Here is an 11,854-nt window from a genome sequence, read left to right on the forward strand (position 1 = left end):
TCATAACATGATTCTAAATCAGTCTAGGGAGAGAATGATGAGTCAGAAATTATTAGCTAGCCTATTAATTTCATGTGTGTTTTTAGGAAGTTCTGCTGTTTGGGCGGCAGACCTAGAAACGAATATGAAAACTTTAGCGAAGAGTACTAAAGCATTTGCTGAAGCGAAAGATGCTGATAACGCGAAAAAACAGCTTGTTGTAATGCGTGAAGCAGCAGTTTCTTCTAAGCAATATTTGCCGCATAAACTCGAAGGTTTGCCATCAGAAAATGTAAAGGTAAAAGAGTACCAAGCTGGTTTAGATCAGCTTGTTGCCGAAATTGATAAAGTAACTGTTTTAGTTGAGCAAGGACAATTAGATCAAGCCAAAACTGAAGCAATTAATTTAGTCAAAATACGAAATGAAAATCATAAAAAATTTAGGTAATTGATTTTTTATGGTAAAGGGCTAATCATCATTAGCCCTTTTTTGTATCCGAAAAAAGTATTTTGTTTAACAAGTAAACTATTCGAAGTTATATTCTCTATGCGGTACTTACTAATAACAATAGGAAATATAATTATGAAAAAAATACAAAAACTCTTATGTATTGGAATCATATTTTTTAATTGTTTATTTCAACTGCATGCTGCCATAGCCCCCACCTTTTATGGAAAATTAGTATTTCATCGTTATAGTGATTATGAGGCATGGGACAGTAAGCTTTATCTTTATAACTTCACAACACAGCAGACCACATTACTCGGCGCAAATTGGAAAATTGACCATATGATGAATGGCCATTTCTCTCCAGATGGAAAATGGTTAACGTTTATGGGAGTGAATTCTGGACAGCATTATGGCGATGCATGGGATGTGTATGTTTGGAAAGTCGGAAGCACTGAGTTACCCATTAACCTAACTCAGGGCAATAATAAGCGCGATGAAGACCCTAAATTTATAGATAACCAGCGTATTATTTTTAAACAAAATGGCGATCTAAAAATTATTAAAATGACGGATCGGACGATGACTTCTGTGACTCAAAATGGTTGGGATATAGAAGAATCGATGCCTTATCCGATGGTGAATACCACTCAAATTTTGTATGCAAAAGGTGCTGGAAATAATTCTAGAATTTTTAGTATTGATCAGTCGGGTGCTTATGATACACAACTGACCAATATCGCTTCATATTATCCAGTATGGTGGCAAGGAAGTCGGTTCTTATATGTGTGCTGGTATAGCCCAACAAATCCTCATGACCAGATCTATATTTATGATATGGCTAATAAACAAACTACACGTTTGCCATTTAACAACACTAATTATGATACTTCCGATCCAGCTCCTTTAGATCAGCGTTACATGGTGGTATCTCTTGCAGGACAAACAGGGAGTCGAGGCGGATACGATTTATATATTGCTGACAGCTTATCAAGCAGTGTTTGGCCTTTACCGATCAATACCAATTTAAATGAATTAGGGGCTTTTTATACGCCTTACTAATCAATAAAAAAGCCGATTAAGAAATCGGCTTTTTTATTTTAGAAAATGGATTAATCAAAAGAAGCTTCCATTTCTTCTAATTCCATCATGAGTTCCAAAAGCTGCTCTTCGTGTTGCTCAAGTTTAGCTTTCAGCTCTGTCTGCTCATTCATAAGTTTGAGTAGATCATCCTTACGTGCAGCCTCATATAAAGATGTGTCTGCTAAGGATTCTTCAATTTTGGCAAGCTGCGGTTGTAGCTTTTCAATTTGAGACTCAACTTTTTCAATATTTTTACGAATAGGTCGAGTCTGTTCACGACGGCGAGCTGCTTCTTTACGCTGTGCTTCTTTATCAACTTTAGCAGGCGCTGGAGCGGCAGAGGAAGAGTTGTTCTGTGCGACAGCAGTCTGAGCATTGATTTGTTGCTGACGGGCTTCACGTAGCCATTTAGCATAGTCCTGTAAATCACCCTCGAACTCAGTACATTTACCGCCGTGTACTAAAAGAAGCTCATCACATACACTTGCAATAAGTTGACGTTCGTGGGAAACCAGAACAACTGCACCTTCAAAATCTTGTAATGCCATGCTCAGTGCATGACGCATATCAAGATCTAAATGGTTTGTTGGTTCATCGAGAATTAAAACATTTGGACGCTGCCATACAATGAGTGCTAGGGCTAAACGAGCGCGTTCTCCACCAGAAAAGCTTTCACATGGTGTATCCATGCGTTCACCACTAAAGCCAAAACTACCTAAGAATGAACGTAAAGTGGCTTCACTAATTTGTTTATCTGCTATACGTGCAAGCTGTAGCATTGGGCTAGCGTGACCATCTAAAGCATCCATCTGGTGCTGCGCAAAGTAACCGATATTAAGCAGCTCGGAAGCTTTACGTTCACCTGCCAAGAGTGGTAAATCACCTACCAAGCTCTTAATCAATGTTGACTTACCTGCGCCGTTCATACCCAGTAAACCAATACGTGAGTTTGGTGTAATTTGTAATCTGATTTTTTCGGCTATTTGCTTATCACCATAACCAATGCTGGCGTTGTCTAAAGTCAGCAAAGGTGAACTCATTTTAGTTGGTTCACGGAAACTAAAAGTAAACGGCGTATCTATATGGGCTGGTGCAAGTTGCTGCATGCGCTCAAGTTGTTTAATACGACTTTGTGCCTGACGAGCTTTAGTCGCTTTTGCTTTAAAACGGTCAATAAACTTTTGTAGATGAGCACGTGTTTCTTGCTGCTTCTCAAAAGCTTGCTGTTGCTGGGCAAGACGTTCACTACGTGTGGTTTCAAACGTAGAGTAGTTTCCGGTGTAAAGCGTGAGTTCTTGATTTTCAATGTGAAGAATATGATCTGTAATCGCATCTAAAAAGTCGCGGTCATGCGAAATTAGAATGAGTGTACCTTCATAGGCTTTAAGCCAATCTTCTAACCACAGAATTGCATCCAAATCTAAGTGGTTTGTTGGTTCATCCAGTAAGAGTAGATCAGAACGACTCATCAATGTACGCGCCAAATTTAAACGCATACGCCATCCACCTGAGAAGCTCTCAACGTTCAAACGTAATTGATTTTCTAGAAAGCCAAGACCTGCCATGAGCTGCGCAGCTTTAGAGGGCGCTGAATAACCATGAATTTCATCAAAGCGGCCATGCAATTTAGCCAGTTCAAAATCAGTCAGTTGATCTGGTTGAGCAAGCTTATTTTGAATATCCCAAAACTCTTCATCACCTGAAAGAACAAAATCAATTGCAGGCATATCTAGGGCTTTCACTTCTTGGGCCATATGCGCCACGGTCCAGCCTGTCGGACGAGTAAGTGAACCTTCATCTGCACCTAAACTTCCAAGTAGTGCAGCAAATAAGGTCGATTTACCCGCGCCATTTACACCAGTTAGACCAATCTTCCAACCTGGGTGTAATTGCATAGACGCTTTTTGAAATAAAACACGTCCACCGCGGCGTAAAGAAACTTGGTCAAATTGAATCATCTTATTGTATCGAGGTGAGTTAGGGATGCTGTATTTTAAAGAGAACTGCCGATGAAAACAAAACTTTCCGGATTTTAGTGAGCAGGTATTAATAATTAGATATATCAAGACATCCTAAATTTCGCTATTCATCCGAAATTTTCAAAATATTGAATAAGATAGAATACTTTTAAAAAAATATGGCTAAAATAAAAACAGTTTGAAATTTGGTTGATTAATGAGCTACTAATAAAACTAGACTAAGGAAAGTCAAATGAAAAAAAGATTGGGGATAATTGGTGCAGTATTTTGCTGTGCTGTGGGGACAGTACATGCTGGGCAAAGTGTCTGTGTGTTTGATTTATTAGGAAAGTCAGGTGAATCCTATAAAATGATGGAAGAGTGGGCGCTTGCAGCGAAAGAATGGCAAGCAGATATCACTTTAATTCCATTTCAAGATGAAGGCTTAGTTGACCGTAGACTGCGTGAAGGAAAATGTGACGCCGCTTATCTGACCTCCATGCGGGCGCGAAATTATAATAAATTTGCAGGTTCAATTGATGCGATTGGAGGGGTAACCAGTAATGCAATCGCCCAAAAAGCTATTAGTTATGTTTTAGATAAGCGTAATAAACATCGCATGGTGACTACACAAACTGGAACCAATTACGAGGTCGTTGGTATTGTTCAGATTGGATTGGCTTATTTATTTGTAAGAGATAAAAACCTCAACTCAATTGAAAAAGTACGTGGGACTAAGTTTGCTATTTTGCAATATGACGCAGCACAAAAAATTATGGTGGAAAGCGTTGGCGCTCAGCCCATTCCTTCAGAAATTATCGATTTTGTGAAAAAGTTTAATAGTGGCCAAGTCGATGCAATTGCGGCACCAGCCTATGCTTATAAACCTTTAGAGATTGGTAAAGGGGTCGGTGTGAAAGGGGCAATGTTTACTTTCCCCGTAGTTAACGTTACGGGTGATTTAATTGCCCGAAGTGATAAGTTCCCCACAGATTTCGGTATAAAGTCACGTGCTTGGTTTATACAAAAATTACCTCAGAATTTTGCCATGATAAAGCGGCTAGAAATGGGTGTACCCTCAAAAATTAAAATTAATTTTTCAGCAGAAGACAAAACTAAATATCAAAAAATTTTACGTGAAGGTCGCCTCAGCTTAACAAAACAAGGTGTATACGATGCAACAATGATGAGTGTGCTAAAGCGTGCCCGCTGTACAGTTGAACGGACAAATTTTGAATGTACGCTTAATGGAGAGTAGTTTATTTTTTAAACACAAAAACGCTACATATATTTCAAAGCTGAATATGGGTATGAAAATTATGAATATAAAAAATAACTTACGGAAAATTAGCGATTTTTCCTTTTAATAAATAATTTAAAACCAACAAACAATGGTTCAATGAGATAAAAATATTTGAGTAAAAGCTCTATTTTTTTCTAAAAAACATGATTAATATCTGTGTTTGAAAGGAAACTTCAAACAAAAAATCTGTTCCGTGGAAGGATGAAGAAAATGAAAAAAATCGTACTTGCTATGGCTGCCGCTTCTGTTGTTGGTTTTTCTGCTTCAGCGCAAGCAGCGAGTACCGTATGTGTATTCGACCTCTTAGGAAAAGCAGGCGACTCATATAAAATGATGGAAGAATGGGCTCTTGCTGCAAAAGGCTGGGGTACTGAAATTAACTTAGTTCCTCGTCAGGACGAGGCTGTTGCCGATAATGATTTTAAAGCGGGTAAATGTGATGCTGTAGCAATGACAGCAATGCGTGCACGCCAATATAACAAATTCGCAGGATCTATCGACTCACTCGGTGGTGTTCCAAACAACCAAATCGCTCAACGTGCAATTACTTATGTATTAGATGCGCGTAATGCAGCAAAAATGACCACGAATATGGGTGGTAAAAAATACGAAGTTGCTGGTATTTCTCCGCTAGGTTCAGCATTCATTTTCGTACGCGACAAAAACATCAACTCTGTTGAAAAAGCTGCGGGTAAAAAATTCGCTGTACTTGGCTATGACGATGCACAAAAAATTATGGTGCAACGTGTAGGAGCTCAAGCAGTTCTTTCTGATATCTCAAACTTTGCTGCTAAATTTAACAATGGTCAGGTAGATATGGTAGGTGCACCTGCTTATGCTTACAAACCATTAGAGTTAAATAAAGGTTTAGGCGCAAACGGTGTAATGTGGAACTTCCCTGTATTACACGTTACAGCAGATCTAGTATTACGTTCTGATAAATTCCCAGCTGGTTTTGGTCAAAAATCTCGTGACTGGTTTGTTAAACAGTTACCTAAGAGCTTTGCAATGATCAACCGTTTAGAAGCGCAAATTCCTGGCAAATACAAAATGAACTTAAGTGCAGAAGACAAACTTAAGTATCAAAAAATGTTGCGTGATGGCCGTATGGACTTAACTAAACGCGGTGTTTACGATGCAGGAATGATGTCTGTACTCAAAAAAGCACGTTGTTCTGTAGACAAGGCTAACTTTGAATGTTCAATGCCTGGTGAATAATCCTAATTTCTTTCAGAAAGCCTAGACTGAGTTCTAGGCTTTTTGTTTTATATGCGCTGTCAGTTCTGCCATTGTGGATAAATAGAAAGACGTTAAGCTAAATTTAGATAAAAACTTCATAAGGAAACATGAAGGTATAAAAATGGATCAAGGACTTGAGTGATTAAAATAATTGCTAATAGATAGATCAATCGCTATCTATTTTTCAGGGAAATAAAATCATAAAAGTAAAAACGGTCTATACAAATATTCCATCATGATTTTTATATGAAGCCTATCCGATTCATACCTGATGGTGTGAAATTTCTTGGTATCGAAAAACAAAAACTCCACAAGGAAAGGAAAAAGAATATGCAATTTTCCAAAACGCTATTACTTGCGATGGGACTTACCACAGTTTCTTTTGCAGCCGAGGCTAAACAAACAGTATGTGTTTTTGACTTCGTTGGAAAAAATGGCGACGTTTATGCGCTGATGAAGGATTATCAACTTGCCGCTAAAAACTGGGGAGCTGATATCGAGCTTAAAGTAAACCAGAATGAAGCCGTGATTGCTGAAGATTTTAAAGCGGGTAAATGTGATGGCATTAGCGTGTCAGGGATGCGTGGTCGCCAATTTAACTCATTTACTGGATCATTAGATGCAATTGGGGCCATTCCTGATCTCAAGCTTGCTGTAAAAGTGATGCAAGGTTTAGCGAGTCCGACTTTTAGTAAATATATGGTTAATGGTCGCTATGAGGTGGTCGGTGTTATTCCGGTTGGTGATGCTTACCTTTTGGTAAATGACCGTAGCATCAATACAGTAGCGAAAGCTGCAGGTAAGAAAATTGCTGTGCTTGATTATGATGAAGCACAAAAAATTATGGTTCAGCAGGTCGGGGCACAGGCGGTTAGTGCTGACGTAACAAATTTCGGTGCGAAATTTAATAACCATCAAGTTGATATTATTGGTGCGCCAGCAGCAGCATTTAAACCTTTGGAACTACAAAAAGGTTTAGGTACAAAAGGTGCGATCGTGAATTATCCAATCTTACAGGTCACAGGAAATATTATTATCCGACCTGATAAGTTCCCAGCTGGTTTTGGCCAAAAATCTAGGGAATGGGTTTCAGGTCAGCTACCACGTGCTTTTACCATCTTGGGTAAAATGAAAGCTGATATTCCACAAAAATACTGGATGGATGTCCCAGCAGCCGATAAACCGGGCTACCAAAAGCTCATGCGTGAGTCTCGAATTAACCTTACACAACGTGGTGTATATGATAAACGCATGATGAAACTACTATGGCAATTCCGTTGCAAGCAAGATGCTAAGAACTTCGAATGTGGCTTACAGGATGAGAATTACAAATAATCTTGATAAAAATACTCAAGATTCGCTTTAAACTTCGAAGACAGACCCTATATTGATTATGCTATACTCAATATAGGGTCTTTTTTATTTTGAAAGGCACAGCAAAATCCGAGGAACAATCATCATGAATGCCCAAGCTCTAGTTTTGACAGATAATGCTGCCAATAAGGTACGCCAACTCCGTGATAGTGAAGGGAATGACGATCTCATGTTACGTGTATATGTAACAGGAGGCGGGTGTTCAGGGTTTTCGTATGGCTTTAATTTTGCTGAAAGCGTAAATGAAGATGATGCAGAATTCGTAAATGGCGATGTGAAAATGCTGGTTGACTCATTAAGCTACCAATACCTTATTGGTTCAGTAGTTGACTATGTAGAAGGTCTTGAGGGTTCACGTTTTATCGTACAAAACCCGAATGCAACAACAACATGTGGTTGTGGTTCTTCATTCTCGATTTAAAAGAATTTTAAAATTTAAAAAACCTCTCAAAATAGAGAGGTTTTTTTATTGATCAGATCATTATATTTTACGGACAGATTCTAAAAAGTATTGTACCAGTTCAGGTGCATTCTGATATGGAATCCAATGCGATGCATCCATAAAAACTGCTTCATAACTATTTTTAAAATAACGTGAGTTTAGCTCCGCACTTTTTTCTGTAACGGCAATATCATGTTTACCCCAAATAAAAAGAGTTGGAACATCTATGGCTTTAAATGGATTTTGAGGTTTGTTCCAAAAAAAGCCACGATACCAATTCAACGCCGTAGTTAATCTATTTTCTTTTATAAACTCAGTCTCGAATATAGCAATTTGCTGTTCAGTCATGCCTGATGACTTTAGAAACTTACGACCCAATTTAGGTATCTTTTTAAATAAAAGTTCTGGCAGGACTGGTAGCTGAAAAATTGCAAAATAATAAGATTTAAAAAGTTGTCTGCTGCTTAAACAAGCTTTTAAAAAAGCAGCTTGATGGGGCACAGAAACTAAAGTGAGATGCTGAATATATTGTGGATACTTCATAGCAATGCCCGAAGCGATTGCCGAGCCCCAGTCATGCCCAATTAAATAAACTGGTTGGCTAAGCTGCTCAATGAAACTTGCCACATCTTCTACAAGTTCACTCAATGAATATTGAAATCGGCTTTGAGGCCTAGCACTTAAACTATAACCACGTTGATGAATCGCAAGCGTTCTAAATTGATGCTGATGCAATAATTCAGAGGTTTGCTCCCAACTATGAGCAGTTTCTGGAAAACCATGCAATAAAACAACGAGTGGACCATCTATAGGGCCTGAATCAATCACATCGAATGTCCAAGCCCCGCGTGTATATTGATGAATACGTTTGGTCAGATCCATACAAACATGCCTTAAATTATTTTTATCGGCATTTATCATGAGTTTTTATGCTCATTTACATAACAGCATTTCGGGTCAGTAAATGTGCTATGAGGTCGAATCTAACCAAACAAATCAATAAATAGTTTTATACTGCAGTGATCGTACCTAGGATTCTGAAATCCGAAGCGCCTGTGACTGCTGGCAAATTTCCACTTAAACCATCTACAAAGCGCATTGCTAACCATGCAAATGCTGTAGCCTCGACCCAAGTAGGGGAAAGTCCTAACACATCGGTAGGTTGAACAGACCAATTATGTTTACGTAAACGCCAACGTAACTGTTCTAGTAAATAAGAGTTATAAGCTCCACCACCGCAAACATACACTTCGCCTGTTTCCATCTCAGAACGATAAATCGCTTTTTGAATAGCACGCACAGTAAGTTTTAATAGGGTAGCTTGGATGTTTTCAGGTGTATCTTCTAACTCGTCATAAGTTAAATCATTTCGCCAATCGATTAACTGATCATCTAACCAATCAATATTAAAGTCTTCACGTCCTGTGCTCTTAGGTGGTTCTTTAGAAAAATACTCATGCGCATGAAGACGGTCGAGTAAAGAGCGAATAGGGTGACCATAAGCTGCCCAGTCACCATTTTCATCATATGGATGACCTGTATGGCGATGGCACCAAGCATCCATCAAAATATTTGCAGGTCCTGTATCAAAACCAAATACGCCGTCACTGTTATTGGCAGGCAGCATACTCACATTAGCAATACCACCCAAATTCAAAATTACACGATGAATACTTGGATGTTGAAATAATGCTTGATGGAAAGCCGGAACCAATGGCGCGCCTTGACCACCTGCTGCCATATCTCTACGACGGAAATCTGAAACAACCGGAATCTGAGTGATTTCAGTAATAATGTTTGGATCACCAATTTGTAACGTAAAGCCATGTTCTGGACGATGACGAATGGTTTGCCCATGCGAACCAATTGCTTTTATTTGGCTACGGTCTAATTGGTGCTTTTCAATGAGAGTATTAATCCCATCACCAATCATTTTGGCTAGAGCAACATCAGCTTTACCCATGCGGTCAATTTCATTGTCATCGGGTAAAGTTAATGCCATAAGCTCATCACGTAACTCGGGTTCGAATGGAACTGTAAGAGTGGCATGAAGCTGTAGTGGCTCAAATGAAGCCGCTACAATATCTACACCATCCATACTAGTGCCAGTCATTACGCCGATATAGATTGCGCTCATATGCAACTTCCCCTGCAAGACGCTGAAAAAATGTTAGTATATCGCACAAATTGAATAACTGATGTGTTTAGGTTTTGTGATGTCAAATTTCTTGCCCGCCGAAGAACAGCTTGCCCTCATCCAACGAGGCACGCACGAAATTATTTCAGAAGAAGATTTACTGAAAAAGCTTAAAGAGAATCGTCCTCTTAAAATTAAAGCTGGTTTTGACCCTACAGCACCAGATTTACATTTAGGCCATACGGTTCTTATTAATAAACTAAAAACTTTCCAAGACTTGGGCCATGAAGTTACCTTCTTAATTGGTGACTATACAGCGATGATTGGTGACCCAACTGGTAAAAGTGCAACTCGTCCGCCGTTATCACGTGAACAAGTAGAAGCCAATGCTAAAACTTATCAAGAGCAAGTATTCAAGATATTAGATCCGAATAAAACAAAAGTACGTTTTAACTCAGAATGGTTTAATCAAAAGTCTGCTGCTGACCTTATCCAATTAGCAAGTCAGCAAACCGTATCACGTATGTTAGAGCGTGATGACTTTACTAAGCGTTATAGCAATCATCAGCCGATTGCAATTCATGAGTTTTTATATCCTTTAGTTCAAGGTTATGACTCAATTGCGCTTGAAGCTGACGTTGAGTTAGGCGGTACAGACCAGACCTTTAACTTACTTATGGGTCGTACTTTACAAAGCCGTTATGGCCAAGAATCTCAAGTGTGTATCACCGTGCCGATTCTAGAAGGTCTAGATGGCGTAAATAAAATGTCTAAATCTTTAGGTAACTATATTGGTGTATTTGATACACCAGGGGCAATGTACCAAAAAGTTTTATCAATGCCAGACTCTTTAATTGAACGCTATTTCGATTTATTAAGCTTCAAATCTCTTGATGAGATCAAAGCTCTATTAGATGAAATTGCTGCTGGTCGTAATCCGCAAGAAGTAAAACGTATCCTTGCGCTTGAGTTAGTTGAACGCTTCCATGATGCAGAAGCTGCTACTAATGCCCATAAGAGTGCTGGTAACCGTATTACAGAAGGTGAAGTACCTGAAGACACACCAGAAGTGACTATTTCACTTGGTGAGTTTGGAGGAGAAATCTTTATTGCTACGATTTTACGTGTAGCAGGCCTAAACCCAAATGCAGCTGCGGCAAAAGATGCGGTTGCTCGTGGTGCGGTAAAAGTTGACTGGAATGCTGTTGATGCAAGCTTCTCTGTAAAAGAAAACGGAAGCTTTATTATTCAATCAGGTAAAAAAGCAATTGCACGTGTAATTTTCACTGACTAATAAAAAATTTATAGATTAAAAAAGCAGGAGTAATCCTGCTTTTTTTTTATTTCTGGATCACAAAATCAATTAAAGCGTTCCACGTGGAACCATCTAAACATAATTAATAGTTAAAGAATTAAATTAAAAATAATAAGAAATATAAAGCAGGGTAGAGTATTTACTCTATTATTTCTTTAGATTCTTTAGATTCTTTAGATTCTTTAGATTCTTTAGATTCTTTAGATTCTTTAGATTCTTTAGATTCTTTAGATTCTTTAGATTCTTTAGATTCTTTAGATTCTTTAGATTCTTTAGAATTAAGGGACTATATATGTCTATAACGTCTATTGAAGATATAGAAAATTAAAAATGTCCTAAATTCTTAAATATAAAAACTAATAAAAAGTAATGAAAATGCCTAAAAAAAAGCCATATATATCACTTTTTTCGCAAAATAGTAGAAAAAAACGGCACTCAAGTGAAAAAGGCTGAAATATCCCTTGCAAAGGGATCTTAATCATCTATAATGCACATCCATCGGCGGTGATGCAGATAGAAACTTGTTGAAAAACAGTTACTTGAGATTAGATTGGTTGCTTTAAGTGATGAATTTGA

Annotated in this window: 10 protein-coding genes; 7 read left to right on the forward strand and 3 right to left on the reverse strand. The window is 38.3% G+C overall.

All coding sequences use genetic code 11. The features are described 5' to 3' along the window. Positions 1–34: 34 nt before the first annotated feature. Both cybC and MKL51_RS19705 read left to right on the forward strand, forming a co-directional pair. Positions 35–427 (forward strand): cytochrome b562, encoded by a 393-nt coding sequence (cybC, locus tag MKL51_RS19700; protein WP_023187717.1) that lies wholly within the window; start codon positions 35–37, stop codon positions 425–427. Between the two features lie 135 nt (positions 428–562). Further along, complete coding sequence (locus MKL51_RS19705; protein ID WP_032007325.1) at positions 563–1,489, forward strand: hypothetical protein; 927 nt, start codon at positions 563–565, stop codon at positions 1,487–1,489. A gap of 50 nt (positions 1,490–1,539) precedes the next feature. On the opposite strand, the gene MKL51_RS19710 is transcribed toward MKL51_RS19705, so the two are convergent. Continuing rightward, positions 1,540–3,468 carry an ATP-binding cassette domain-containing protein gene (locus tag MKL51_RS19710; protein ID WP_032007326.1) on the reverse strand — a complete coding sequence of 643 codons (1,929 nt, stop codon included), beginning with the start codon at positions 3,466–3,468 and terminating at the stop codon, positions 1,540–1,542. Positions 3,469–3,721: 253 nt separating this feature from the next. On the opposite strand from MKL51_RS19710, the gene MKL51_RS19715 reads away from it, so the two are divergent. The 4 genes from MKL51_RS19715 (at position 3,722) to erpA (ending at position 7,805) form a co-directional block, all read left to right on the forward strand. Continuing rightward, complete coding sequence (locus tag MKL51_RS19715) at positions 3,722–4,726, forward strand: putative solute-binding protein (protein WP_032007327.1); 1,005 nt, start codon at positions 3,722–3,724, stop codon at positions 4,724–4,726. 255 nt (positions 4,727–4,981) lie between these two features. Further along, a complete protein-coding gene (locus MKL51_RS19720; protein ID WP_002115480.1) occupies positions 4,982–5,989 on the forward strand; it encodes a putative solute-binding protein in 1,008 nt (335 codons plus the stop codon). Between the two features lie 351 nt (positions 5,990–6,340). Beyond that, the gene (locus tag MKL51_RS19725) at positions 6,341–7,345 is read left to right on the forward strand and encodes a putative solute-binding protein (RefSeq protein WP_005804873.1); all 1,005 of its coding nucleotides are present in this window, start codon (positions 6,341–6,343) and stop codon (positions 7,343–7,345) included. Positions 7,346–7,469: 124 nt separating this feature from the next. Beyond that, the gene (gene erpA / locus MKL51_RS19730; protein WP_002115421.1) at positions 7,470–7,805 is read left to right on the forward strand and encodes an iron-sulfur cluster insertion protein ErpA; all 336 of its coding nucleotides are present in this window, start codon (positions 7,470–7,472) and stop codon (positions 7,803–7,805) included. 60 nt (positions 7,806–7,865) lie between these two features. Here the strand turns inward: erpA and MKL51_RS19735 are convergent, their stop codons facing one another. Together MKL51_RS19735 and MKL51_RS19740 are read right to left on the reverse strand one after the other, a co-directional pair. Then, positions 7,866–8,708 (reverse strand): alpha/beta fold hydrolase, encoded by an 843-nt coding sequence (locus tag MKL51_RS19735; protein ID WP_032007329.1) that lies wholly within the window; start codon positions 8,706–8,708, stop codon positions 7,866–7,868. A gap of 127 nt (positions 8,709–8,835) precedes the next feature. Next, entirely contained in the window at positions 8,836–9,963 is a 1,128-nt protein-coding gene (locus tag MKL51_RS19740; protein ID WP_032007330.1) for an anhydro-N-acetylmuramic acid kinase, read from the reverse strand. A 61-nt stretch (positions 9,964–10,024) separates the two neighbouring features. On the opposite strand from MKL51_RS19740, the gene tyrS reads away from it, so the two are divergent. Beyond that, complete coding sequence (gene tyrS / locus MKL51_RS19745; RefSeq protein ID WP_080973473.1) at positions 10,025–11,257, forward strand: tyrosine--tRNA ligase; 1,233 nt, start codon at positions 10,025–10,027, stop codon at positions 11,255–11,257. The last annotated feature ends 597 nt before the right edge of the window (positions 11,258–11,854 follow it).

It is taken from the genome of Acinetobacter sp. AOR18_HL (genome assembly GCF_027855145.1).
GTDB lineage: Bacteria > Pseudomonadota > Gammaproteobacteria > Pseudomonadales > Moraxellaceae > Acinetobacter > Acinetobacter pittii.